The sequence below is a fragment of the Erythrobacter sp. R86502 genome (assembly GCF_042466465.1).
GTDB lineage: Bacteria > Pseudomonadota > Alphaproteobacteria > Sphingomonadales > Sphingomonadaceae > Erythrobacter.
In genome coordinates, this window is the sequence record NZ_JAXHCJ010000001.1 from 699,805 (window position 1) to 725,451 (window position 25,647).

Sequence of the window (25,647 nt, forward strand, 5' to 3'; positions counted from 1 at the left end):
AACATTACTGATGAAATTTGCTGCCCCCCTGCGCTGCGCCGCTGCCGCGCTTGCCATCGCCATGGCTGCGCCGCTGACGGCGCATGATGCTGCGACGCCGTCCGCCGCTGCTGCTGCGCTCACGCCTGAAGATGCACGGGCCTGGATCGCAAAGGTCGAAGCGGACTTTGCCGATTTCGGTGTCGAATTCGCCCGGGTTTCGTGGATCAACGCGACATATATCACGCATGACAGTGACGAACTGGCTGCCAAGTACGGCGCGGAACTGACCTTGAAGCAAGTCGGATATGCGACCGAAGCAGCCCGTTATGCCCAGATCGAAGGGCTTGATGAAGAAACGCGCCGCAAGCTCGATATGCTGCGCAACAGCATTTCGCTTCCCGCTCCGTCGCGCGATGGCGCTGCTGAAGAATTGAACGCAATCGCGACCCGGCTCGGGTCTGCCTACGGCCGCGGAAAAGGCACGCTGAACGGTGAGCCCATCAACGGCAGCGACATCGAGGCCGAAATGGGCAACCTCGAACGCACGCCTGAAGAACTGAAGGAAATGTGGACGAGCTGGCATGACAATGTCGGCGCACCGATGCGCGAAGATTACACCCGGATGACTGCGCTTGCCAACGAAGGTTCAAAAGAGCTGGGCTTTGCCGATTTCGGTGCGATGTGGCGGTCGGGCTATGACATGCCGCCCGAACAATTCGCGGCCGAGACCGAGCGGATGTGGCAGGAAGTAAAGCCGCTCTACATCGCGCTGCACACCTATGTGCGCGGCAAGCTGAACGACAAGTACGGCGATGCCGTGCAGCCGCGCACCGGCCCGATCCGCGCCGACCTTCTGGGCAACATGTGGGCGCAGGAATGGGGCAATATATACCCCATCGTCGCGCCTGAAGGCGCGGGCGACATCGGCTATGATCTGACCGATCTGATCGAAAAGAAGAACCTCGACGCGGTTGGCATGACCAAGGTGGGCGAACAGTTCTTTTCTTCATTGGGCTTTGAACCGCTGCCTGAAACATTCTGGGAACGCAGCCAGTTCGTGAAGCCTGCGGATCGCGAAGTGGTGTGCCATGCTTCGGCCTGGAACCTCGATAATGTGGACGATCTGCGCATCAAGATGTGCATCAAGCCGAACGCGGATGATTTCATCACGATCCATCATGAACTTGGCCACAACTACTATCAGCGCGCCTATAACAAGCAGGACAACCTGCACCTGACCGGCGCGAATGACGGTTTCCACGAAGCGATCGGTGACATGATCGCGCTGTCGATTACGCCGGAATATCTGGTGCAGATCGACATGCTCGAACCGGCGCAGGTGCCTAGCGCCGACAAGGACATCGGTCTGCTGCTGCGGCAGGCGATGGACAAGGTCGCTTTCCTGCCCTTCGGTCTGCTGCTCGATCGCTATCGCTGGGGCCTGTACGATGGGTCGATCCCCGAAGCTGCCACCAACACGGGATGGAACGCGTTGCGTCGTGATTATCAGGGCGTGGTCCCCCCGGTTGAACGCAGCGCCGATGGGTTCGATGCGGGTGCCAAGTATCACATTCCCGGTAATGTCAGCTACACCCGCTACTTCCTGGCGCGGCTTTTGCAGTTCCAGTTCTACAAGGCTGCCTGCGAGACTGCCGGATGGGAAGGGCCGCTGCACCGTTGTTCGTTCTACGGCAACAAGGATGTCGGCGCGAAGCTGAACGCTATGCTGGAAATGGGTGCATCGAAGCCCTGGCCCGACGCGCTTGAGGTGTTCACCGGCGAACGACAGATGAACGGCACCGCGATGGTTGAATACTTCGCCCCGTTGATGACGTGGCTGGAAGAGCAGAACAAGGGCGAAACGGCAGGCTGGTAAAGGCCAAAAATCGGGGGAAGGGTCCGACAAGCGTGACCTTTCCCCGTCAGCCGAGAAGCAATGACTGGTGAGGGGAGATCCCGGACAGTATCCGATAGTCTTGGCAAATGGGGGGGTCAGATGAGGTCTTTCAAGGGTTTGACGCGCGGGTTGGTTAGTGTTGCGGCCCTGTGCGTTGCCGGATGGGCTGTGCCCATCGCAGCGCAGGTCGAACCTTCGCCTCAGATCAGGGCGACCGACGCAGAAGGTGCCCTCATGGCGCTCAGACAGGCGGGCTACAAGGCTGAAGCCCAGCCACGCGAAGGTGATAACGATACGGCCTTGATCGAAATCACAACTCGCGACGGGGCGATCTTCGTGCAGTTTTCCGACTGCGACGAGGCTGTACCCGAATATTGCGAAACGCTGGTGCTTTCTACCAGCTGGAACCGCAACACGCCAATGACCGACGATGTCGTTGCCGAATCCAACCGTCGGTTCAAATATGTTTCAATCTGGAAGGACGAAGAAGGCGATCCGATCATGCAATGGGCGATCCTGACGGGGGACGCGGGGATCGCGCAGCTGTTGTTTCTGAACGCCGTGCAGCGCTATCTGGATGTAGTGCGCGACTTTGACACTATCGCGTTTGATGATGATGGCAGCGATGATGCTGACGGCAGTAAGCGGGGCGTACAGGAAACAGCTGCTGCTGCTGCGCCCGCTGCGGCTGAGATATAAGCCGATGGGTGTCGCTCCCCTGCGAACCGCACGGCCGTGACATCGGGCAGGCCCCCTTTAGTTGTGGGTTGGCGCGAACTTGTCAGCCTCAAGGAACTTGGGCTGCAGGGCATCCCCGCCAAGATCGATACTGGCGCGCGCACATCATCACTGCATGCCCGCGTGCTTGAAGAATTCCAGCGCGACGGCGAACGCTTCGTGCGTTTTGCCGTTGATTGGGATGGGGTGCGCCATGCCTGTGAAGCGGTGCATGTTGATGTACGCGGGATCACTTCATCCAATGGCGAGCAGCAGACGCGCTTTGTCATCAAGACGCCGCTGACGATCGGTAGCCTTACTTTCCGGGCGGAAATCAGCCTGGCAGATCGGTCACAGATGCAATTTCCGATGCTGATTGGGCGCACCGCGCTTCGGCGGCGGATGATAGTGGATAGCGGACATTCATGGCTGCAATCCCCTGCAATAACGCATAAGGGCCGCATCGGCCGGTGAATCGCCGGGCTCGAAAGGTAATCCATGAAAATTGCGATGCTGGCGCGCAATGCCAATCTCTATTCGCACCGGAGGCTGAAAGAGGCCGCCGAGGCGCGCGGCCACACGCTCGACATTCTTAACACGCTGCGCTGCACGGTGCACATCGCAAGCCACCGGCCCGAGGTGTTCTACAATGGCGCGCCGATTTCCGCCTATGATGCGGTCATCCCGCGGATCGGCGCCTCGATCACGAATTATGGCCTTGCGATCCTGCGTCAGTTCGAAATGCGTGGCAGTTGGTCGCTGAACGAAAGCGTCGCCATCGGCCGCAGCCGGGACAAGCTGCGCAGCCTGCAAATTCTTGCCAAACATGGTCTGGGACTGCCGCTGACCGCCTATGCCAATGACCCCAAGCAGGCCGAGGAAATCATCAAAGCCGTCAAAGGCCCCCCTGTCGTCATCAAGCTGCTTGAAGGCACGCAAGGCATCGGCGTGGTGCTAGCCGAAACGATGAGCAGCGCCAAATCCGTGATCGAGGCGTTTCGCGGCGCGAATGTGAACATTCTTGTTCAGGAATTTATCAGCGAGGCCGGCGGCACCGATATTCGGGCGCTAGTGGTTGGCGGCAAGGTGGTTGCGGCGATGAAGCGGACAGGCGCGCCGGATGAATTTCGATCGAACTTGCACCGCGGAGGAAGCGCGCAGGTGATCAAGATTACGCCGGAAGAACGCAGCACCGCAGTTCGCGCAGCCAAGCACATGGGCCTGAACGTATGCGGCGTCGACATGCTGCGCAGCAACCACGGCCCTGTAATCATGGAGGTCAATTCGTCCCCCGGTCTGGAAGGCATCGAAAGCGCGACGGGCAAGGACATTGCCGGTCAGATCATTGATTTCGTCGCTGCCAATGCCAAGGGCGGGGCCACCAAGACCAAGGGACGCGGGTAGAACCGGGCTGTGGTGATCCGCTGCCCTCGCAGGCGGCGGACAATTACTGCCCGCCGCCCTGTTCGTTTCCTTACCGGAACGGCGGCTCGTTGAAGGCGCGCAGTTTGCGTGAATGCAAACGGTCGCCCTCATCGCGAAGAAGTGCCACGGCGACGATGCCGATTTGCAAGTGTGCAGCGATCGCTTCTTCGTAGAACTTGTTGGCCTGCCCCGGCAGCTTGATCTCTCCATGCAGCGGCTTGTCCGACACGCAAAGCAGCGTTCCATAGGGCACGCGGAAACGATAGCCCTGGGTCGCGATGGTGGCGCTTTCCATATCGATCGCGATCGCGCGGCTTTGCGAAAAGCGCTTGGCTGACGAGGAATAGCGCAGTTCCCAGTTGCGATCATCGGTGGTGACAACCGTGCCGGTGCGCATGCGTTGCTTGAGATTCGCACCCTGGACGCCGCTGACCTCTTCGGCCGCCTGTGCCATTGCTTGCTGCACTTCGGCAATTGGAGGGATCGGCACTTCGGGCGGAAGCACCGGGTCAAGCACATGATCGTCGCGCAGATATGCATGGGCGAGCACGAAATCACCGATCTTCTGCGTGGATCGCAGACCGCCGCAGTGGCCGATCATCATCCAGGCGTGGGGGCGCAGAACGGCCAAGTGGTCGCAGATCGTCTTGGCATTGGAGGGGCCGACGCCGATATTGACCAGCGTGATCCCGCGCCCGTCCTCGCGGATCAGGTGATAGGCGGGCATCTGGTGCCGGCGCCATGCGGTGTCGTTCAGCTGATCCTGCGCGTGGCGCGTCGGTTCGCGAATGTCGAGCCCGGCAGCGCCGGTCAGCGCGACGTAACCATCCGTGCCAATCTGGGTGGCGCCCCAGTTCACAAATTCATCGACATAGCGATGATAGTTCGTGAACAAGATGAAGTCTTGAAAATCTGCGACTTCGCTGCCGGTGTAGTGCTTCAGCCGAGCAAGCGAATAGTCGGTGCGCAAACCATCGAACAGCGACAACGGAATGTCGGTGGTGCTGTCGATTTCGATGCCATCGGCCAGTTCGTCGCCGATCAGCGCCAGATCGGTTGAGGGGAAGTGGCTGGCAATGTCCTGCGGCGAAATGCCCACCATCGCCGCACCCGCCTCACCATCCAGCACGTAGGGGAAGGGGATCTCCTGACGCGACCGGCTGACCCGGGCATCGATTTCGTATTCCTCCGCAATCAGTTGCAGCTGTTCGGTCAGATAGGGGGCGAAAAGATCGGGCCTGGTGATGGTGGTGGTATAGCTGCCCGGCATTTCCAGACGCCCGAACGCCCGGCTGCGATCGCGCGGCGCTCCGGTGCCGGCATACCGCAAGGTGATCTGGGGATAGGCATAACTGCCATCGGTGCGCTTCGACGGGGATGGCAAGGTGCCATCGCGCCCGAAAGCGATCACATCGTCACGCAGGGTGCGGACGGCGTCGTCATAATGTTGCTGAAGTTCGGCTAGGATAGTGGGAATGTCGATCATGGCAGTTACAACTGCTCCTTTGTTGTTATCGTTGTGCGACGAGACCTTTGTGCATGAGGGGTCTGTTTACAAGAAGGGCGCGGAGATCATGCCGACCTCCGCGCCCTTTTTTGCGTTTCCTAAGGCCGGTAGGGCCGCAAGGATCAATCTTCGTCGTCGTTGTCGAGCAACTCAGCCGGGATTTCACCAGGTTCAAGACCAGTGTCGATGCGGGTGGCATCGGCCTGTTCCTCGATCTCGCGCTGTTCGTCTTCGAACATCTGCGCAAGCACATCGACGCCTTCGCTCTGCAGCTTGGCTTCGTCATCCGAACGGGCCACGTTGGCCTTCACGGTGACACGCACTTCAGGGTGCAGGGCGACGGTCACGTTGTGCATACCGATGTTCTTGATCGGCGCGCCCAGGATAACCATACGCTTGTCGACGTCGTGGCCCTGATCGGCAAGGCCTGCAACGATGTCGCGGACGCTGACCGAACCGTAAAGCTGGCCGGCGTTCGAAGCAGCACGGATCAGCACCACTTCCGCACCAGCAACCTTTTCACCCTGCTTTTCAGCATCGGTGCGGCGTTCTGCGTTTTCCTTTTCAAGGCGTTCGCGGTTCGCTTCGAAGACCTTCTTGTTCGCGTCATTGGCGCGAAGGGCCTTCTTCTGCGGCAGCAGGAAGTTGCGCGCATAGCCGTCTTTCACGGTGACAACGTCACCGATCGAGCCGAGCTTTTCGATGCGCTCAAGGAGAATGATGTTCATGTCTCTTTCTCCTACTTCACGATGAACGGCAGCAGGCCGATCTGGCGGGCGCGCTTGATTGCCTGGGCCAGTTCACGCTGCTTCTTCGCCGACACGGCGGTGATGCGCGAAGGCACGATCTTGCCACGCTCGGACATGAAGCCCTGCAGCAGGCGCACGTCCTTGTAGTCGATCTTGGGGGCGTCCTTGGCCGCGAACGGGCAGGACTTGCGGCGGCGGAAAAACGGGCGTGCCATCAGTCGCGGTCCTCACGAGTTTCGCGGCGCTTACGCTCGCGTTCGTTCTTGCGCATCATCACGGAAGGGCCTTCCTCGTGTTCGTCCACGCGGATGGTCATGTAACGGATGACGTCTTCGTTGATACGGGTCTGACGCTCAAGTTCAGCTACAACCGAGCCGGGGGCATCGATGTTGAGCATCACGAAATGCGCCTTGCGGTTGCGCTCGATCTTGTAGGCGAGCGACTTGAGGCCCCAGGTTTCGGTCTTGACGACCTTGCCATTGCCAGCCTCAACGATTTCGGTGGCTTGCGCCGCCAGCGCGTCAACCTGAGCCTGGCTCAAATCCTGACGTGCGAGAAAGACGTGCTCGTAGAGCGCCATCTTCGCGTCCTTTCACTTCTCTGCCGATCGCTGGCTGATCCGTTCGGTTGAACAGGGCCCCTCCGGCTTTCTTCGATCAATCGCACAGGCGGTTCCCATGCGAAGTGGGCGCCCATACAGGGTCTGTGTCAATTTGCAAGGCTTGTCCGATGGCAACATCACGGGCAGGCGAAGACTTTGCCGTTCGCGATTCGCAACAAGGGGATATAAAGTGCCGTCAGGTCTGGTTGCATTGCTCGACGATATTTCGGTAATTGCCAAGGCAGCGGCAGCTTCGATGGACGATGTCGCCGCTGCAGCGGGACGCGCGGGTTCAAAAACCGCAGGCGTCGTAATCGACGATGCGGCCGTGACCCCCAGTTACGTGACCGGATTAAGCCCCGCGCGCGAATTGCCGATTATATGGAAGATTACGAAGGGCAGCCTCAAGAACAAGCTGTTGTTCGTATTACCCGGCGCCCTGCTTTTATCCGAATTCCTGCCGGGCGCGATCATCTTCATTTTGATGCTTGGGGGCGCGTTCCTGTGTTACGAAGGCGCTGAAAAGGTTATCGAAAAGCTTGGCGGCGAAAAGCACGGCGAAACGCTGGAGGACGAAATCGTCGATCCCGTGGCATTTGAAAACAAGCGCGTCGGCGGCGCCATTCGTACCGATTTGATCCTGTCGGCCGAAATCATGGCGATTGCACTCAACGAAGTTGCGGCAGAAACGCTGGTCACACGCGGAGTGGTGCTGGCCTTGGTGGCGATCGTGGTGACGGTGGTGGTATACGGCGCGGTTGGTGTGATCGTGAAGCTCGACGATATCGGACTGTATCTCACCAAGAAGCAGGCGCCATGGAAGCAGTCGTTCGGGCGGTTCATGCTGCGAATGGTGCCCAAGTTGCTGGTCGCATTGTCACTGATTGGGACGGTCGCGATGTTGTGGGTGGGCGGTGGTATCATCGTCCATGGAACCCATGAAATCGGCTTCGATGCGATCTATGACATCGTCCACGGCGCCGAATATGCGGTCAGAGCCGCAGTCGGCGGCGCAGCGGGTGTGCTGGGATGGATGACCTATGCAGCACTGTCAGCGGTCGTCGGACTGGTCTTGGGCGGCATCATCGCCTTCATTCTGCACAAGGTGTTGGGTGTGGGGCAAGGCGAAGCGCACTAGGCCTGCCTGCAAATGACCGGTCCTGTCCTTTACACCTGTGCCGGTTCGCGAGGGATGCGGGCTACCTGGGCGGCAGAAGAAGCGGGAGTGGATATTGATCTTGTCCTGCTGCCATTTCCGCCGCGCCACCTCGCACCTGAATTCATGGCGCTGAACCCGCTTGGCACGGTTCCGCTCTTGATCGACGGCGAAACCCGCCTGACTGAAAGCTGCGCCATCGCCCATTATCTGGCGACACGCGACGGTTATACAGACCTCGCCATCGGTCCGGGGGAGCCTGATTACGGCGAATACTGCGACTTTACACACCATGCCGATGCCACGCTGACCTTCCCGCAAACCGTATTCTTGCGCTTTGCCCTGTTCGAGAAGGACAAGGGGCTGGCGGAGGCCGGACACGCCTATGCTAAATGGTTTCATAAGCGCCTGATCAAGATCGAACAGCGGCTTGCACAGCGCGAATATCTTTGCGCCGATCGCTTTACCGTGGCGGACATATGTGTTGGGTACGCCTTGATTTTGGCGGAACGGGTTGGCCTTGATGAAGGCGTACCTGCTGCGATCAAGGAATACCGTGCGCGGCTGACCGGGCGTGCTTCCTACCAGCGCGCTTACGCCAGGGAAGACGCAGGACGCCGCGCGATCTGACAGCACAGCGCGCGTTCGCGGCTACGCGCCGGTGCCGGCGCCGCCGCCCAACGCAACGAACAAGGTTGCGCGGTTCTGTAACCACGCACGACGCGTCGCGAGCAATTGCTGTTCCGCGCTGAAGAGATTGCGTTCGGCATCCAGCACTTCGAGGTAATCCGCTACGCCTTCGCGATATCGCGCGCGGGCGATCCGTGCGATCTCCACCTGCGCGGTTCGTGCGCGTTCCAGCGTAATGATCTGCTGTGCCAGATATTCCCGGCCAGCCAGTGCATCGGATACCTCGCGGAAGGCCTGCTGCACTGTGCGATCATAGATGGCCACCTGTTCCACCTCTAACGCCTTCGCAACGTCGAGGTTCGCTGCGCGTGCACCGAAATCGAAAATCGGAAGCGAAATTGAAGGCCCAAAGCTCCAGCCCAGCCCATCACCATCGAACAGATTGCCGAGGCTGGACGATGTCAGTCCGGCGGTTCCGGTCAGCGATATCGACGGGAAGAACGCGGCTCGCGCCGCACCGATATTGGCACGCGCTGCACGAAGCTGTTCTTCGGCGGCGATTATGTCGGGGCGGGCCAGCAAAAGTTCGGAAGGCAGGCCTGCGGCGAGCCTTCGTTCGTCTGCTTGCGCTGCGAGCGAAACGCCCGCTGGCAGGTCGTCAGGCATGCTTCCGCCAACCAGAACTGCAAGTTGATTGCGCAGCTGTGCCAGCACCAATCGCTCGCTGGAAATCTGCTGTTCGGCTTGCGTCAGCAAAGTCTCTGCCTGCCGATACGGCAGCGCCGAAGTGACGCCGGCATCAAGCCGAAGCTTGGCAATCCGCAAGCCTTCGCGCCGGCTTGCGGCGGTGGCCTCTGCGAGCACGATCTGTTCTTCGGTCTCGATCATTTTGAAATAGGTCGTTGCCGTATCAGCGATCAGCGAAAGGTAGAAAGCGCGCTGGTTCGCCACCGTCGCAAGATAGCTGGCACGTGCCGCGTCGCTCAGGTTTTTGACCCGGCCCCAAAAATCCAGTTCAAACGCGCTCACACCGACACCGATATCGAACCGGTTGAAGGTAAACGAATTGGGCAAAGACGTGTTGCCCGCCGCATTGATCGCCGGGTTTGCTGCGGTCGACTGGCGCGTCCTTGTGCCGCTTGCCGTTGCAACCAGATTGGGAAGGCGGCGGCTGTTTTCGATGCGGAATTGGCCCCGAGCCTGTTCGATCCGCGCCGTGGCGGCAACCAGATCGCGGTTGTTTGCCAAGGCGCTGGAAATCAGCACCTGCAAGCGTGGATCGCGATACCATTCGCGGTAAGACAACTGCGAGGCGACCACGGTGCCATCCGGCCGGTAGGCCGGATCGAAGGCAGGCGCCGTTGAAAGGTCAGGGCGCGTGTCATCAGGCGCCAGATTGACACAGCCAGCCAGCATCGCAGACACGACGGCAAGAGGGATCAGACGAGTCATCAGGCGGTCTCCCCCTCGCGCACCGGGCCGTAAACGCGATCCGTGTTGGTTGGCGTATCATCCTTCTTGCGGCCGATGCGGCGGATGGTGAGGTAGAGCAGTGGGATAAGGAAAATGCCCAGCACCGTTGCTGCGATCATGCCGCCCAGAACGCCTGTGCCCACCGCGATACGGCTTGCAGCGCCGGCTCCGCTGGCCAGCACCAGCGGGACCATCCCCATTGCAAAGGCCAGCGAGGTCATGATGATCGGGCGCAGCCGCAACCGCGCTGCGGCCCGCACCGCTTCGACCGGCGTCACCCCGCGTTCTTCCTCCTCGATAGCGAATTCCACGATCAGGATCGCGTTTTTCGCGGCAAGGCCAATGATCGTGATTAGGCCGACGTTGAAATAGACGTCCGCCGACAATCCGCGCAGCATCGAAAACAAGACCGCACCAAGCACGCCCATCGGCACGATCAGCAGAACGGCCAGAGGGATTGTCCAGCTTTCGTACAGCGCGGCAAGCACAAGAAAGACAACCACCACGGAAAGCCCCAGCAGCAGCCCGATCTGCCCGCCAGCCTGCTTTTCTTCAAAGGACACGCCGGTCCATTCATACCCGATGCCCTGCGGCAATTCGGCAGCAAGCCGCTCCATTTCCGCCAACGCAGCGCCCGAAGATTCGCCGGGGGCCGCCATGCCTGAAAGCGTCATGGCGGGATAACCATTGTACCGTGCAAGGCTGGCGGGCGCGGCTGACCATTCTGCTGTTGCAAAGGCACCGAAGGGCACCAGTTCGCCCACGGCATTGGGTATGCGCAAAGCCAGCACATCGTCAGGCGTCATGCGGAACGGCGCGTCGGCCTGCACAAGCACCTGCAGCACGCGGCCTTCACGATTGAAGTCATTGGCATAAGCCGATCCGAACGTGATCGATAATGCGGCGTTCACTTCGGTCATGGAAAGGCCAAGAGCACGCGCCTGCACCCTATCGATCTTCACTTTGACTTCGGGGCTGGGTCCCTGATCTTCGGGTCTGAGGTTGGCGATCACCGCGCTTTGCGATGCGGCGCCAAGAAGCTGATCGCGTGCCGCCACCAAAGCGTCGCGCCCCAGACCGCTGCGATCCTGCAGCTTCATCGTAAAGCCGCTGGCCTGCCCAAGCGACTGGATCGCGGGGGGCTGAATGACGAATGCGGTTGCGCCATCATTTTGCATGAACAGGCCCATGGCGCGCTGCAGAAGAGATCCGGCGCTGCTTTCAGCCGCAGAACGCTCTCCCCAAGGTTTGAGTGAGGCAAACATCAGCGCATTGTTCTGCCCCTGTCCAAAAAAGCTGAAGCCGCGCACCACGACCAGACTTTGCACTTCGTCTTGCGCCATCCAGAAATCGGTGACTGGCGCCAACGCTTCGTCCATGCGTTCCTGGGTCGCGCCCGGCGGCGCTTGTACTGCGGTAATCAGAAAGCCCTGATCTTCGGTGGGCAGAAAGGCGGTTGGCAAGCGCATGAACAGCAGCACAGTCACCGTAATCAGCGCGATGAATACCGCCATACCGCGTTTCGGACGTGACAGGATGCGCGCGTTGGAGCGATCGTACTTCCCCTCCATCCGTGCAAACCAGATATTGAACCGCCCAAGAAACCGACCCGCGTACCCGCGCGCCCGCGCAGGCCAGCTACGCCAGCCAGACTGGCGATGCTGCGCAGGCGTCTCTGTGGGCGGCGGCCCCCCATGCCCTTCTGCCGTCATCGGTTTGAGAAACGTCGCGCACAGCGCAGGGGTCAGCGATAAGGCGAGAAACGCGGAGAAGAAAATCGCAATCGCCAGCGTTACCGAAAATTGCCGATAAATTCCGCCCGTCGAGCCTGGGAAAAAGGCCATCGGTACAAAAACGGCGATCAGCACCAATGTCATCCCGATGATCGCGGTGTTGATCTGGCCCATTGCCTTGCGGGTCGCCTCAAGCGGAGGGAGACCTTCTTCGCGCATGATACGTTCGACGTTCTCGATGACGACAATGGCGTCGTCGACCAGAATACCGATCGCCAGCACCATGCCGAACAGCGAAAGCACGTTGATCGAAAAGCCGAATAGCCACAGCCCCAGACACGCGCCTGCAAGGGCGATCGGAACCACCAGCGTCGGGATCAGTGTCGCACGCCAGTTCTGAAGGAACAGGTACATGACCAGAAATACCAGAACCATCGCTTCGACGAGTGTCTTGATAACCTCGTCAACCGAGGCCTGCACGAACGGTGTGGTATCATAGGGGATCGACCAGTTGACGCCTTGGGGCAGGCCAGTTTCCAGTTCGGCCATGCGCGCTTTTACGCCCGCTGCCGCCGCCAAAGCGTTCGCACCTGTGCCCAATTGCACAGCCATCCCCGCCATCGGGGCGCCGTTAAGCGTGGTGGATGTGGCATAGCTTTGCGCGCCGATTTCGATACGCGCGACTTCGCCCAGCCGGATGACGGCTGCGCCAGTGTTGGCGCGCAGGATGATGTTTTCAAACTCTTCCACTGTACGGAAGCGTCCGTCGCTGGTGATGGTCGCAGTGATCTGTTGCCCGGCTGCCAACGGCTTGGCTCCAATCGAACCCCCGGCTATCTGCGTATTCTGTTCGCGTATCGCGTTCAGCACGGCGCTGGGCGAAAGGTTGTACGAGGCCAGTGCATCGGGATCGAGCCAGATACGCATCGCGTAAGGCGAACCGAACAAGGTGACATCGCCTACGCCGGGCACACGGCGCAGTTCATCAATGACCTGACTGGAAGCGATGTTGCCCAGGTCGGTGCTGTTCAAACCGCCGTCGGTTGAAGTGAGCGCAACGATCAGCAGGAACCCGGCATTGGCCTGCCGGACGGTAATGCCCTGCTGTCGCACCTCTTCGGGCAATCGCGCTTCAACCGTGCTGAGGCGGTTCTGCACCTCGGTCTGGGCTATGTCGATGTCAGTCCCGGCCTCAAACGTCAGTGTGATGCTGGCCGTGCCATTCGATGCGCTGGACGAGGCCATGTAGAGGAAACCCTCCACCCCGTTGAGCTGCTGTTCGATGACCTGTGTGACATTCTGTTCGAGCGTCTGCGCATCGGCGCCCGGATAGACGACGCTGATCGTCAGCGATGGCGGCGCGACTTCGGGATATTGTTCGATCGGCAGCGCACGCAGCGCGATGATGCCGGCCAGCAGAATGCCCAGTGCCACAACCCATGCAAAGATGGGACGATCAATGAAAAAGCGTGCCATGAATCAGCGCGCCCCGGCAGGCTGGGCTGGTTTGGACGTTACCGGCTTTCTGGTGCCTGCAGTCCCGGCCACGCGTTTGACAGGCATGCCGGGGCGCAGCTTCTGCAGATTGCTGACAATCACCACATCGCCGGGTTTCAGCCCGGTTTCAACGATCCAATTGCTATCTACTAGCGAACCCAGCGTCACCTTGCGCGCAGCTACCAACCCTTTTGCATCGATGACGAACACCGACCCGCCTTGTTCGGACAAGGTTACAGCGCGCTGGGGAACGACGATACCTTGTTGCACCTCACCGACGAACAGTTTGGCGCGTACGAACTCTCCTGGCAGCAACAGCCCCGTGGGATTCGGGAATTCGGCGCGCAGACCTACGGTTCCGGTTTCTTCATCGACCGAAAACGCCAGAAAATTGATATAGCCGGGGATCGGATATTCACTGCCATCGGTAAAGGTCAGGCGGACTTCGACCCGGTCGTTGGCATCGAGCGCGATCTTGCCTGCGCTGATCGCACGGCGAATGGCCAGCACTTCGCTCGCCGCTTGGGCGAAGTTCACATAAACCGGCGCGGTCTGTTCGATCCGGGTCATCAACGTACCTTCGGCCTGACTAACCAATGCGCCTTCGGTGATTTCCGCACGGCCGGCACGCCCAGCAATCGGGGCCCGGACTGTGGTGTAGTTGAGCTGGAGTGAGGCCGATTCGAGCTGCGCCCGGATCTGCGCAACATTCGCCTCAGCTTCGCGGGAGGCAGCCAATGCGGCATCATATTCCTGACCGCTGATCGCATTTTCCGCGACCAGCGGCTTGTAACGATCCACCACCGCACGGGCATTACGCAAGGTCGCACGCGCCCGATCGAGCGCCGCCTGGGTCTGCGCGTAGCTTGCGCGCAATTCACGCGGGTCGATTCGAAACAGCGGCTGACCTTCGGCAACGTTGCTGCCTTCGGTATAAAGCCGTTTCTGGACGATTCCGGTCACCCGCGCGCGCACTTCCGCCTGACGAACCGGTTCCACGCGGCCAGGCAATTCGATCACATTTGGGATAGCCTGATTGGTGATCGTAACCGTTTGCACTGGAACCGGCTGTGGTTCGGGCGGGGCCTGTTCACCGGAACAGGCCGCGATAAGGACGCAGGCCGCCAAGCCAATGCAAATGCACTTCATCGGGAGAGTCTTTCATTTGGTATTTTTTTGCAGGTGCGAAGGTGTAATAATGATTACACCATTGTCAATCACTCCCGTATTCCGGAGATGCCCTGTCACATGATCGCCGCGCCAACCCTTCAGCGAATCGACCGACGCCGCGCCGCTATCATCGCGGCGGCGCGGCATCTTTTCGTCGCGCAAGGCTACGAACGCACGACTCTTGCGGAAATCGTGACGTTAGCCGGCGGATCGCTGGCGACCGTCTACAAACTGTTTGGCAACAAGGATCGCTTGCTCGAAGCTGTGGTACTGGAAAATGCTGCATCGGGAGAAACGATGATCTGCGAGGCGGTGTCGTTGGGCGTCTGTCCAGCAGCAACCCTTCGGGTGATTGCCGATGGTCTGCACGAGCAATTTCTTGATCCTGATGTGATTGCATTGGTACGGATCGTGATAGCGCGCAGCATTTGCGACCCGCAGTTTGCACGTCAATTTTTTGAACGGACCACCAATCCGACACGCGACGCCATCGAAGCGTTGTTTGCAAAATGGCGCGATGACGGGGTGCCGTTGAAAGAAGCGCCCGATTTTCTGGCGGACATGTTCATGGGCCTGTTCGTCAATGATCTGCAACGGCAGGCGATCAGTCACGGCGCTGCGGTGCGACAGGCACCGGAAGCTATCCACCAACGCACGGATTTTTTCATTCAAGCCGCCGGGATCGCCGCTCAAGTGCAATAGCCTGGCAGGATGGCTCCGTAGCCGGTAACGTGGTGGCGGTCAGCCCTCAGCCATGACGCGGCGGGTTTTCCGACAGATCCCGGCCGCAGCGTTTGCAGATGCGGTTGGGCCAGGGGACCACGAAAATCCCACGGAAGAACGCGTTCTTCCCGCAGGTCGGGCAATTGAACCGCAGCATCGGCGCGTTTGCGATCAACAGCAACAGGATGGCTGCGGCAAAGGCAAGGGTGGAATGTCCCCAGACCTGATCCACAGTGACAACCAGCAACACGCCAAACGCAACCGCGCCGAGCATGCGGCGAGCATGGCGCGCGGCGCGTGCGTAAAGGCTCAGGTCAGGCGGGTGAGGATCGATTGCGCGAACTCCGTCAGGGTGTCATCGCGCGCACCCATTACCACGATCCGGTCGCCGGGGCGGGCCAGCGCAACGATCCGATCGCCGCATTCGGCACGGTCCGCGATATGTTCGGCATGGCCGCCAGCTTGCTCGATCAGCGCCACGATCCGCTCGCTTCCTTCGCTTCGGTCGACTGTGCCCCCGAAATAAACGGGATCGCTGAATATCGTAACGTCCTCGCGGCCCAGTTCGCGTGCGAAGGTGTTCGCCAGTTCTGCCCCCATTTGCCGCAAGGGCCCGTAGCCATGCGGTTGAAAGAAGGCGATGACCCGGCCGCTGGTCGCTTTCAAAGTGCGCAACGTGGCGGCGCATTTTTCCGGATTATGGCCAAAATCGTCTATGACCGTAACGCCCCCCGGCGACGTGCCTATCACGTCAAAACGGCGGGCGAGCCCTTCAAAACTGCGCAGTGCGTAGGTCGCATAACCAATCCTGATACCTGCCGCGTCCGCAGCGGCAATCGCGGCCAGCGCATTGGACAGATTGTGCAGCCCCGGCATCGGCAGGATCAGCGGAAACACTTCGCGCTTGCGATTATCGATCACTGCGGCCCGCAAGCCAAGTTCGCTTTGATCGATTGAATCCGGGTCTACGGTAATGTCGGCATTGCGGGACGTGATACCGAATGTCACCCTGCGCTGCGCCTTGGGGGCAAGATAGCCGGCCTCGGTGCTGTCGAGGTTGATGACCGCGGTTCCGGCGCTGCCAACGAACCGGCCAAACAACACACGCAGTTCTTCAATACTCTTGTGGTCAAGACTGACGTTCAGAAGCACCCCGATAGTAGGCTGATAGAGCGCGATCGAACCGTCGCTTTCGTCCACCTCGCTGACAAAAAGGTCGGGCCGCCCAATCCGGGCGCTGGCAAAGGGGTTGGCCGGGGTGACGAAGTTTTTCATCACGGCACCGTTCATCACAGTCGGATCGTGACCGCCTTCGGCAAGGATCCAGGCAATCATTCCTGTGACGGTGGATTTGCCCGACGTGCCGCCAACTGCCACGGAAAATTCGGCAGCATTGAACATTCTGGACAGCAGTTCTGCCCGGCTCAAACGCTCGCAACCCAGCGCCCGGGCCTGGGCGACTTCGGGCACGGTGTCTTCGATCGCGGCCGAAGCGATCAGGATCTGATCGGGCGAGGTTACACCCGTGCCATCCTGAGGGAACAGCGAAAAGCCGCTGCTTTCCATCCATCCGAACTTGTCAGGTGTGCGCCCCTGATCGCGGCTGCGATCCGATCCGGCGACAGGATGGCCCAGACCCTGCGCGATCTGCGCGAGCGGCAGCATTCCGGACCCGCCGATGCCGCAAAAGAACAGCGGTCGCCCAGCGAGCGATCCGGCCTTGATCCCATTATCCATATCCTGGTGGGTTATTGGCTTGCGTGCCGCCTGACAAGCGCCATAGGCTGATCGCCATGACGAATATCGCCATTTGCGCCCCCGCAACCCCGATAACGCGCGAACACCAAACCGCGCTGGAAGCCATGGTCGCCGCAGAATTTCCCGGTCATCGGCTGACCTTTCACGATCAGTGCTTTGAACGTGAAGGTCATTTTGCAGGCAGTGATCTGCGCCGCCTGACCGCGCTGCTGGAATGTGCGAATGATCCGGCCTTCGATGTCGTCTGGTTTGCCAAGGGTGGTTACGGATCCAATCGGATTGCCGAAGCTGCGGTGGCACAGATGAACCCGGCCGCACGGACCAAGACCTATGTGGGCTTTTCCGACTGCGGTTACATGCTGGCAGCGCTTTACCGTGCCCGTATCGGTCAAAGCGTTCACGGTCATATGCCTGTAAGCGTGCGTTCGGAAGGCGGACGAGAGGCGATCCGCCGTGTGCTCAGATGGCTGGGCGGCGATACCAGCGGGCTTGAGCCGGGCCTTGATGGCACCACCCCTGCTGCGGCTTTCAATCTGATCACGCTGGCGATGATCGCGGGCACGCCGATCATGCCCGATCTTTCAGGACATGTGGTCATGGTGGAGGAAGTGTCCGAACATCTCTATGCGATTGACCGGATGTTTTTTCACCTTGCCAGCACACTGCCAAGGCTTGCCGGGCTTCGGCTTGGCTTTGTTACCGATGTCCCCGAAAATTATGTCGAGTTCGGTCAGAGCGAGGAAGATATTGCCCGTTTCTGGTGCGACCGGGCGGGCATTCCATACCTTGGCCGCGCGATGATTGGGCATACGTCTGCCAACAGGGTTGTGCCCTTCGGCCTTGCCAGCCCGCCGGTGCGGACGTAACGGCCCGCCCCAAAACTCATAAAGAGGGGTCGATCATGCGTGCGTTCATTTTTCCCGGTCAGAGCAGCCAGAAGGTTGGCATGGGTGCAGAGCTTGCCGCTTCGAGCATCGCTGCACGCGATGTCTTTGACGAGGTTGACGATACGCTGCGCCAGCACCTGTCGGTGCTGATGCGCGAAGGCCCCGAAGACCGGCTCACGCTTACCGAAAATGCCCAGCCAGCGATCATGGCCAACGCCATCGCCACGCTGCGCGTGCTGGAGCATGACTTCGGGGTGAAGTTGCTCGAACATGCGAACTGCGTGGCGGGCCATTCGCTTGGCGAATACACCGCATTGGCCAGCGTCGGTGCATTCGGTCTGGCGGATACGGCGCTTTTGTTGAAGCTGCGCGGATGGTCGATGCAGGCTGCCGTGCCACTGGGCGAGGGCACGATGGCCGTGCTGCTGGGCGCTGATGTCGAGCAGGCCAAAGCCTTGGCTGAAGCTGCCGCGCAGGGGGAGGTTTGCGAGGTTGCCAATGACAACGACCCTTCGCAGGTGGTGATTTCGGGCCATACAGGCGCGATCGAACGGGCGGTGGCGTTGACGAAGGAACATGGCATCAAGCGCGGCATGATCCTGAACGTGTCGGCCCCGTTCCATTCCTCGCTGATGGCGCCGGCGGCCAAGCGGATGGCCGGGGCGCTGGAGGAAACCCCTCCCGGTGCGCTGATGCTGCCGCTCTATGCCAATGTCACGGCCGCGGCTGTGACTGATCCTGCGCAGATCACCGCATTGCTGGTTGAACAGATCACAGGCCGCGTGCGCTGGCGCGAAAGCGTACTTGCCATGCGCGCCGATGGCGTCGAAAGCTTTGTCGAACTGGGTGGAAAGGTAGTGGGGCCGATGGTGAGCCGGACGGACCGCGATGCGCAGATGACCAGCCTTGTGACCATGAAGGATCTTGAGGCGTTTGCGAAGGAGATCGCATGACACGCGGAATATGGCTGGCAGGCGCGGCGCTGCTGCTGTCTTCGGGCGCAATGGCAAGGGATCGGGCAGAACTTCAATGCATCGAATCCGGGTACACCGCTGAAGAGCGCGCAGAGATCGACGAGCTGCTGCCCGATGTGAACATGCTGGACGATGCAGGTGACGCCACGATGGATGCGATCGGCACAGTGGTGGGCGACGTAGCAATAGACTGCGCCGATACCTACGAATGGAACGATAGCGAATTCGAGGCCGCCCTGTTTTATGAACTTGGCCGCTTGGTGGAAACCGCGATTCGGCGCCATGGACCCTTGCCGCAAGTTGACGTCACCAATATCGACGCAGCGCTAGCCAAGGGCGACCGAAGCGCGCTGTGGGCCGCGCTGGAAGAACAAGTCAACATCGGCATCGCAGGAGAAGACGCTTCGGTTGGCGAGGCAAACGCGAAGGTCTTTGAAGACTTCGTCATGGAAATCGGCTTTGGCATGGACGAAGCAACCGCCGAACTGGTTGGAGCTTTTCTTGCCACCCTGGCGATGCAGCGCATGAGCGCCCGCAACTTTGTCGGATAAACCCAGTAACAGGAACGCGAAGCGATGTTTTCACTGAAAGGCATGAACGCACTGGTAACCGGCGCAAGCGGCGGTATCGGATCAGCGATTGCGCATGCACTTGCTGCGCAAGGAGCACGGGTCGCGTTGTCGGGATCGAACGCGGCCAAGCTGCGCGCCTTCCGAGACGAATTGAACGCTGCCTATCCGCACCATGATCACGATGGTCATGTCGAAATTACCTGCGATCTGGGCAATCCCGTACAGGTCGAAGAACTGATCCCTGCCATGCTCGATACACTCGGGACTATGGATATTCTCGTCAACAATGCCGGCATCACTCGTGACAACCTGGGCATGCGGATGAAGGACGATGAATGGGATCAGGTGATCCGCATCAACCTGGAAGCCGGTTTCCGGCTGATGCGCGCGGCGGCCAGGCCGATGATGAAGGCGCGTTTCGGTCGCGTCATCAACATCACGTCGGTTGTGGGTGCGACCGGCAACCCCGGTCAGATGAACTATTGTGCTGCCAAGGCGGGCCTTACCGGCATGACCAAGGCTTTCGCACAGGAAGTCGCCAGTCGCGGCATTACCGCCAATTGCGTGGCGCCCGGTTTCATCCGCACTGCGATGACCTCTGCGCTCGATGAAAAGCAGCAGACTGCCATCAATGGGCGTATTCCGATGGGACGGATGGGCGAGGGCGCGGAGATCGGGGCGGCCGTGGCCTTTCTTGCCAGCCGCGAAGCCGCCTATGTGACGGGCGAAACGCTGCATGTGAACGGCGGGATGGCGATGCTGGGATAGCCAGCGGCGCAATTGCGCGGCCTTATCCCCAGCGGAAACGTGCCTCGCAAAGCCATCAACTTGCTCGTAGCTTTGCCTACGCTAAGGTTTGACGCAGATTCCGGCGCTTGAGAGCGATTCCTTCGCCTCTAGGCCATAGACAGGACCGATAGGGACAAGCGATGAAGGCCACGATCGAACGCGCGACACTGCTGCGGTGCCTTTCCCATGTTCAATCCGTGGTGGAGCGCCGCAACACCATACCCATCCTTTCCAACGTGCTGATCGATGCCGACGCCGGTGGTTCAATGCGCGTGATGGCGACCGATCTCGATTTGCAGGTGGTCGAAACGATGTCGGCGTCTTCGGTCGATCAGGCGGGCGCGATCACTGTGTCCGCCCACCTTTTGTTCGACATTGCCCGCAAGCTGCCTGATGGCAGCCAAGTCAGCCTGACCACCAGCGACAACCGGCTTGAGGTCAAGGCGGGCCGGTCGAACTTCAAGCTGCCAACCTTGCCGCGCGACGATTTCCCCGTGATCGTCGAAGGCGATCTGCCGACTAGCTTCGAACTGCCTGCACGTCTGCTGGCCGAGTTGATCGATCGCACCCGCTTTGCGATTTCTACTGAAGAAACGCGCTACTACCTCAATGGCATCTTCTTCCACGTCACCGACGATGACGAACCGATGCTGAAGGCTGCAGCGACCGATGGGCACCGTCTGGCGCGCTTCACATTGCCGCGCCCCGAAGGTGCGGCCGGAATGCCCGATGTTATCGTCCCGCGCAAAGCGGTGGGCGAACTGCGCAAGTTGCTAGATGAAGCGCTGGACAGCAACGTGCTGATCGATCTGTCGGCCAGCAAGGTCCGCTTCACGATGGGCGGCGAAGGCGGCGTTGTTCTCACCAGCAAGCTGATCGATGGTACCTTCCCCGATTACAGCCGCGTCATCCCCACCGCGAATGACAAGCTCTTGAAGGTCGATCCCAAGCTGTTCTTTTCGGGCGTTGACCGCGTTGCAACCATCGCCACCGAAAAGACCCGAGCTGTAAAGATCGGGCTTGATAACGACCGTGTGACCCTGTCGGTCACATCGCCCGACAATGGCACCGCGGCCGAGGAAATTGCCGCAGAATACCGGGCGGAAAGTCTGGAGATTGGCTTTAACGCCAACTACCTGAAAGACATTCTTGGTCAGATCGATAGCGACATTGTTGAACTGCATCTGGCCGATGCCGGCGCGCCGACTTTGATCCGCGAGAACGAAGATGCCCGTGCGCTGTATGTGCTGATGCCGATGCGGGTGTAACTGCTGCCGTTTCAGAAGGGGCACTGCCGATGACCATGATGCAGGTGCACGTTCGCAAGGCGGACCTGACGCAGAGCGTACTTGTTGAAGTGCAGGTTTCTCCCTTGCCCGACGACGCGGTGCGACTGGCGGTAGAAAGTTTTTCGGTCACCGCCAATAACGTCACTTACGCTGTGGTGGGTGACGGTTTCAAATATTGGGACTTTTTTCCGGCACCCGAAGGCTATGGCATCGTGCCGATGTGGGGCCATGCGCAGGTGATCGAAAGCCGCCACGCCGAAATCGCGGTGGGCGAACGCCTGTATGGCTACTTGCCCATGGCAAGCCATTTGGACGTTCTACCGGGCAGGGTGACGCCGGGAGGATTCCTGGACATTGCAGCGCATCGCCAGCCGATGAGCCCGGTCTACAACAGCTACACGCGCCTTGCCGCTGACCCCGAACACGACCCCGCGCGGGAGGGGGAGCGGATGATTTTTGCGCCCCTGTTCCGCACTGGCTTCCTGATCGAATACTTTCTTCGCGGTGCCGACTGGTTCGGCGCTGAACAGCTTATCGTGACCAGCGCTTCTTCCAAAACCGCGATGGGCTTGGCGAGCGTGGCAAAGACGTTGTCGCCGACCATCAGGCGGATCGGGCTGACATCGCAACAGAACGTCGCCTTTGTCGAATCTTGCGGCCTTTACGATGACGTCGTGACCTATGCAGATTTGGAACGGTTGCCGGTGCTGCGCAGCGTCAGTGTTGATTTTGCAGGCAATGCCGATCTGCTCGCGCGGGTGCACCGTCATTTCGACGCCGCGCTCGCCCATTCGGCGCTGGTGGGCATGACTCATATCGAAGCGCGCTCCGCCTCTGGTGCGGGCGAGCCGCTACCTGGCCCCAAGCCTGCAATGTTCTTTGCCCCTGATCATGCGGTCGCCTTTTTCAAGACACATGGGCCGGACGAAGGCGGGAAGCTGGTCGCTTCCGCGTGGCGTGATTTCCTGGCAGTGACTGAAGGCACAGTCGCGATAGAACGGCATTCCGGCCTTGCGGCCGCCCGCGAAGTTTTTGCCGCGATGGTGGCAGGGCAGATCGACCCGGCCAAGGGCATCGTCATAGAGCCTTGAGCCGAGGCGGCCAATCACTCCGCAGCTTGACCCAATAGCGCCCTTTAAGGCGCCCACGGATAACGCAGTCCGCTCTCGCTGCGGTAAAACCCCGCCGCCGAAGGTGATGGTTCCACTTTTTATCGCATCACCAAAGGCGCTGACCGACCGACACCCGACGGGTCTCTTTCCGCTTAGGCAATCGCTGCCATCATGCGCTCCGTTTCCGTGCCTGTTTCCGGCGCGTCAAGAAATTCACGGATCGCCGCCACGCTTTCATCGGCATGGGTCAACAAGAACAGGTGGCCGCCGTCCTCAAAGATCCTAAGCTGCGCGTTGGGGATCATCGCCTTCAGGATCCTGCCATTGATCACGGGCACGATCTGATCGTCTTCACCCATCATGATCAGCGTTTCTTTTTTCATGAACGGCAAGGCGGGTAAGCTTGTCCAGCCCATCATGCACATCAACTGATACACGTAGCCGCGGGGGCTGGGGGGGGTAAGGCGGCCGATGTGGCTCGATTTGTGATCCTGGCCCTTGGTCCGTGTCATTCCGCCATACAGCGTCATGAAATGCTTCGCCATGAAATCAGCATCGACGTAGCGACGGGGATTGGCCATTTTCGTCAACGCCTTGGGATTACCCGGTACCATCACCATCCCCGGCGTAGTCGCAATCAGGGTCAGGCGGCGTGTGCGTTTGGGGTGTTGAAGGGCGAAATGCTGGGCCATGGCGCCGCCCCATGACACGCCCATCACATCCACTTCGTCCAAACCATATTTCGACAGAAGCTGTGCTGCGGTCCAGCACATGATGAAAGGGTTGTAAGGCACCACCGGATCAGGTGATTCGCCTGTTCCTGGCATGTCGAACATGATGAAGCCGCGTTCTGGCATGGCAGCGGCCAGCGGGGCGACCGCTTCGATATTCGCACCGATGCCATTGAAGAACAGGATCGGCAAGTGATCGGACGGCATATCCAGCCGCCACGCCGCAGTCCGTAGCGTCCGTCCGCCCACTTCTTCCATCGTGACGACGGCGCCGTCCATTGGGTTGGCCACAAAAACCTGTCCTTTCTTGGCGCCATCAACGGCGCAAGGGTGGGCGTGCTCAGCCAGATGGCATCACGCACACCCTCGTTTATTCACTGCATCAACGGGCGGCATGGAGCCGCGCCTATGCTGCAGCGCAATATCAGACTTCTTCGCGCACGTAGAGTCCTGGTGCGGGGTCTGTGGGGGGATAGGCATCACTGCCCAGCGTCGAAGGCGCAGATTTGGTCTTGCCCGAACGGGCTTGGAGCCATTCAATCCATAGCGGCCACCAGCTGCCTTTGACCTCTTCGACTCCTTTCAGCCAGGCATCGGCAGTGGCTGGCAACTTGCCTTTTTTGGACTGAATAAAATACTTAGCCTTGGGATTGGTGGGCGGATTAAGGATTGCCTGCATGTGGCCCGATTGGCTCAGAACGTAGGTCACATCCTTCGATCCGAACAATTGTGTCGATCGGTAGGTCGCTTTCCACGGAGTGATGTGATCGGTCACGCCGCCAAGGATAAACATATCGGCGGTGACTTTCGACAGGTCGATTGCGTGATCCACCATCTCCACTTCGCCCTTTTTGGTGAAGGCCAGCGTTTCGTAGACGGTTAGAAAATCGCCCATCAGACTTGCTGAAAGATTGGTGGCATCGGCGTTCCAGAACAACACATCAAATGCGGGCGGATCGCTGCCCAGCAGATAGTTGTTGATGACGTAGTTCCAGATCAGATCATTGGGACGCAACCACGCAAAGCCACGCGCCAGATCATCCGCCTTGATGACTCCCGCCTTGCTGGCGCGCTGGCGGGCAAGCTTCATGCCGTTTTCGGACACCAGCGAACCGGCTTCAATGTCCGTCGCCATCGGATGCAGCACACACACCATCAAAGTCAGCGCGCCAAGTAGGTCGGATTTGTCGGCGGCCAGTTTGCTCGCCAGCATCGCGGCCGTTTGTCCGCCCGAACATCCCGCCGACACGTTGACCTTCTTTGCGCCGGTAATTGCCGCGACCGCTTCCATCGCCTCGCGGCAGGAGTTGACATAATCGGCCATGCCCCAGCGGCCCTGTTCCTTGGTGGGGTTGCGCCACGAAATCACGAACGTCTGAATGCCGTTATCAACCTGCCATTTCACCACCGATTTATCGGGGCTGAGATCATTGATGTACATCTTGTTGATCTGCGGCGGGATGGTCAGCTGCGGGATTTCATGCACTTCGTCCGTTGTCGGGGCGTAGTGGATCAGTTCCATCATTTCTGTACGAAGAACCACGGCCCCCTTCGAAGTCGCGACGTTTTCACCCAGCTTGAACGGGCGCTTGTCGACCTGACTCACCATGCCCTTGTTATGGACAACATCATTGTATGCGTTTTGCAGGCCTTTGATGAGGCTGAGCCCGCCGCTGTCGATGACGCGCTTCTGCGCGGTCGGGTTGCCGATGAGCGTGTTGGTTGGGGCCAGACTGTCGAGAACGATGTTGGCGATGAAATTTGCCCGGTTGCGTTCAAGTTCGTCCAGTTCAAGCTCCTCCAGCCAGCCCCGCATGCCTTTCTGAACGGCCAGGTAATATTGCGCACCGGCGCGGAAGAAGGGGTTGAAGGCCCAGGCCGGGTCCATGAACCGCTTGTCCTTGGGATCGGGAGCGAGATCGCTTTTGCCGGTCATGATCTTGACCATGTCCTGCGCCATCGCCGTCGAATGCCGCACGAGACGGGCGGGATCGGATGCTGTTTCGCGTAGCAGCAGCGCGATCGCGCTGACGAAATCTTCGCGCGCAACCCCGATCAGCGGCCCCAGCGCATTGGTGGACTGGGCGGCTTCGTTTTCAAGCTTCACTTCGCTGCGTGCCATAACATCCTCTCCGTGTGACCGTCTTGATCAGCGCCGCTGACGGCCGCCGTTTCATGCGATCTTAATGGAAGAATGCAGCCTGCCGCATAAACATGCAAGGTGTTCAGCAACGGCGCAAATTGTTGGGGCCGCGGCAAAGCATGAAAGGATTTA

Annotated in this window: 24 protein-coding genes; 13 read left to right on the forward strand and 11 right to left on the reverse strand. The window is 59.8% G+C overall.

The window, feature by feature from the left end; translation table 11 throughout:
* The first annotated feature begins 10 nt into the window (after positions 1 to 10).
* The 4 genes from SJY33_RS03375 to rimK all read left to right on the forward strand — a co-directional run bounded on the left by SJY33_RS03375 (position 11) and on the right by rimK (position 4,000).
* Complete coding sequence (locus tag SJY33_RS03375) at positions 11 to 1,858, forward strand: M2 family metallopeptidase (RefSeq protein ID WP_379921136.1); 1,848 nt, start codon at positions 11 to 13, stop codon at positions 1,856 to 1,858.
* Between the two features lie 120 nt (positions 1,859 to 1,978).
* Positions 1,979 to 2,578 carry a YbjN domain-containing protein gene (locus tag SJY33_RS03380; protein WP_379921137.1) on the forward strand — a complete coding sequence of 200 codons (600 nt, stop codon included), beginning with the start codon at positions 1,979 to 1,981 and terminating at the stop codon, positions 2,576 to 2,578.
* A 63-nt stretch (positions 2,579 to 2,641) separates the two neighbouring features.
* Entirely contained in the window at positions 2,642 to 3,070 is a 429-nt protein-coding gene (locus SJY33_RS03385; RefSeq protein ID WP_379921138.1) for an ATP-dependent zinc protease, read from the forward strand.
* A gap of 24 nt (positions 3,071 to 3,094) precedes the next feature.
* Positions 3,095 to 4,000, forward strand: coding sequence for a 30S ribosomal protein S6--L-glutamate ligase (rimK, locus tag SJY33_RS03390; RefSeq protein WP_379921139.1), 906 nt, complete (start codon positions 3,095 to 3,097; stop codon positions 3,998 to 4,000).
* A 70-nt stretch (positions 4,001 to 4,070) separates the two neighbouring features.
* Here the strand turns inward: rimK and SJY33_RS03395 are convergent, their stop codons facing one another.
* The 4 genes from SJY33_RS03395 to rpsF form a co-directional block, all read right to left on the reverse strand.
* Positions 4,071 to 5,507, reverse strand: a complete 1,437-nt coding sequence (locus SJY33_RS03395) for an AMP nucleosidase (RefSeq protein ID WP_379921140.1) — start codon at positions 5,505 to 5,507, stop codon at positions 4,071 to 4,073.
* A gap of 143 nt (positions 5,508 to 5,650) precedes the next feature.
* Positions 5,651 to 6,256, reverse strand: coding sequence for a 50S ribosomal protein L9 (rplI, locus tag SJY33_RS03400; protein WP_379921141.1), 606 nt, complete (start codon positions 6,254 to 6,256; stop codon positions 5,651 to 5,653).
* Between the two features lie 11 nt (positions 6,257 to 6,267).
* Positions 6,268 to 6,492, reverse strand: a complete 225-nt coding sequence (gene rpsR / locus SJY33_RS03405) for a 30S ribosomal protein S18 (RefSeq protein ID WP_017665523.1) — start codon at positions 6,490 to 6,492, stop codon at positions 6,268 to 6,270.
* Complete coding sequence (gene rpsF, locus SJY33_RS03410; protein ID WP_379921143.1) at positions 6,492 to 6,857, reverse strand: 30S ribosomal protein S6; 366 nt, start codon at positions 6,855 to 6,857, stop codon at positions 6,492 to 6,494. The genes rpsR and rpsF overlap by 1 nt, the downstream gene beginning before the upstream one ends.
* Positions 6,858 to 7,068: 211 nt before the next feature.
* Here rpsF and SJY33_RS03415 point away from each other — a divergent pair, with 211 nt between their 5' ends.
* Together SJY33_RS03415 and SJY33_RS03420 are read left to right on the forward strand one after the other, a co-directional pair.
* Positions 7,069 to 8,016 (forward strand): DUF808 domain-containing protein, encoded by a 948-nt coding sequence (locus SJY33_RS03415; RefSeq protein WP_379921144.1) that lies wholly within the window; start codon positions 7,069 to 7,071, stop codon positions 8,014 to 8,016.
* Between the two features lie 12 nt (positions 8,017 to 8,028).
* A complete protein-coding gene (locus tag SJY33_RS03420) occupies positions 8,029 to 8,664 on the forward strand; it encodes a glutathione S-transferase family protein (protein ID WP_379921146.1) in 636 nt (211 codons plus the stop codon).
* 21 nt (positions 8,665 to 8,685) lie between these two features.
* Here SJY33_RS03420 and SJY33_RS03425 read toward each other — a convergent pair whose 3' ends face one another.
* Genes SJY33_RS03425 through SJY33_RS03435 form a run of 3 tightly spaced genes read right to left on the reverse strand, consistent with a single transcriptional unit; the run spans position 8,686 to position 14,516 of the window.
* Positions 8,686 to 10,116: an efflux transporter outer membrane subunit gene (locus SJY33_RS03425; protein WP_379921147.1), complete on the reverse strand. Its 1,431-nt coding sequence runs from the start codon at positions 10,114 to 10,116 to the stop codon at positions 8,686 to 8,688.
* Entirely contained in the window at positions 10,116 to 13,346 is a 3,231-nt protein-coding gene (locus SJY33_RS03430; protein WP_379921148.1) for a multidrug efflux RND transporter permease subunit, read from the reverse strand. The genes SJY33_RS03425 and SJY33_RS03430 overlap by 1 nt, the downstream gene beginning before the upstream one ends.
* Positions 13,347 to 13,349: 3 nt before the next feature.
* Entirely contained in the window at positions 13,350 to 14,516 is a 1,167-nt protein-coding gene (locus SJY33_RS03435) for an efflux RND transporter periplasmic adaptor subunit (RefSeq protein WP_379921150.1), read from the reverse strand.
* 99 nt (positions 14,517 to 14,615) lie between these two features.
* Between SJY33_RS03435 and SJY33_RS03440 the strand changes: the two genes are divergently transcribed.
* Positions 14,616 to 15,239 (forward strand): TetR/AcrR family transcriptional regulator, encoded by a 624-nt coding sequence (locus SJY33_RS03440; protein WP_379921151.1) that lies wholly within the window; start codon positions 14,616 to 14,618, stop codon positions 15,237 to 15,239.
* 46 nt (positions 15,240 to 15,285) lie between these two features.
* Here SJY33_RS03440 and SJY33_RS03445 read toward each other — a convergent pair whose 3' ends face one another.
* Both SJY33_RS03445 and SJY33_RS03450 read right to left on the reverse strand, forming a co-directional pair.
* Positions 15,286 to 15,534 (reverse strand): hypothetical protein, encoded by a 249-nt coding sequence (locus tag SJY33_RS03445; protein ID WP_379921152.1) that lies wholly within the window; start codon positions 15,532 to 15,534, stop codon positions 15,286 to 15,288.
* A gap of 35 nt (positions 15,535 to 15,569) precedes the next feature.
* Positions 15,570 to 16,997: a glutamate ligase domain-containing protein gene (locus SJY33_RS03450; RefSeq protein ID WP_379921154.1), complete on the reverse strand. Its 1,428-nt coding sequence runs from the start codon at positions 16,995 to 16,997 to the stop codon at positions 15,570 to 15,572.
* A gap of 56 nt (positions 16,998 to 17,053) precedes the next feature.
* Between SJY33_RS03450 and SJY33_RS03455 the strand changes: the two genes are divergently transcribed.
* From SJY33_RS03455 to SJY33_RS03480, 6 genes are all read left to right on the forward strand, one after another.
* Complete coding sequence (locus tag SJY33_RS03455; RefSeq protein WP_379921155.1) at positions 17,054 to 17,884, forward strand: LD-carboxypeptidase; 831 nt, start codon at positions 17,054 to 17,056, stop codon at positions 17,882 to 17,884.
* 35 nt (positions 17,885 to 17,919) lie between these two features.
* On the forward strand, positions 17,920 to 18,858 hold the full coding sequence (locus SJY33_RS03460) for an ACP S-malonyltransferase (RefSeq protein ID WP_379921156.1): 939 nt from the start codon (positions 17,920 to 17,922) through the stop codon (positions 18,856 to 18,858).
* Positions 18,855 to 19,430: a hypothetical protein gene (locus SJY33_RS03465; protein ID WP_379921158.1), complete on the forward strand. Its 576-nt coding sequence runs from the start codon at positions 18,855 to 18,857 to the stop codon at positions 19,428 to 19,430. The genes SJY33_RS03460 and SJY33_RS03465 overlap by 4 nt, the downstream gene beginning before the upstream one ends.
* A 24-nt stretch (positions 19,431 to 19,454) precedes the next feature.
* Positions 19,455 to 20,219: a 3-oxoacyl-[acyl-carrier-protein] reductase gene (gene fabG / locus SJY33_RS03470; protein ID WP_379921159.1), complete on the forward strand. Its 765-nt coding sequence runs from the start codon at positions 19,455 to 19,457 to the stop codon at positions 20,217 to 20,219.
* A 161-nt stretch (positions 20,220 to 20,380) separates the two neighbouring features.
* Complete coding sequence (gene dnaN / locus SJY33_RS03475; protein ID WP_379921160.1) at positions 20,381 to 21,508, forward strand: DNA polymerase III subunit beta; 1,128 nt, start codon at positions 20,381 to 20,383, stop codon at positions 21,506 to 21,508.
* 29 nt (positions 21,509 to 21,537) lie between these two features.
* Positions 21,538 to 22,620 (forward strand): DUF2855 family protein, encoded by a 1,083-nt coding sequence (locus SJY33_RS03480; protein WP_379921162.1) that lies wholly within the window; start codon positions 21,538 to 21,540, stop codon positions 22,618 to 22,620.
* A gap of 173 nt (positions 22,621 to 22,793) precedes the next feature.
* Here SJY33_RS03480 and SJY33_RS03485 read toward each other — a convergent pair whose 3' ends face one another.
* Both SJY33_RS03485 and SJY33_RS03490 read right to left on the reverse strand, forming a co-directional pair.
* Positions 22,794 to 23,663: an alpha/beta fold hydrolase gene (locus SJY33_RS03485; protein WP_379921164.1), complete on the reverse strand. Its 870-nt coding sequence runs from the start codon at positions 23,661 to 23,663 to the stop codon at positions 22,794 to 22,796.
* Between the two features lie 133 nt (positions 23,664 to 23,796).
* Positions 23,797 to 25,494, reverse strand: a complete 1,698-nt coding sequence (locus SJY33_RS03490) for a PHA/PHB synthase family protein (RefSeq protein WP_379921166.1) — start codon at positions 25,492 to 25,494, stop codon at positions 23,797 to 23,799.
* Positions 25,495 to 25,647 lie beyond the last annotated feature (153 nt).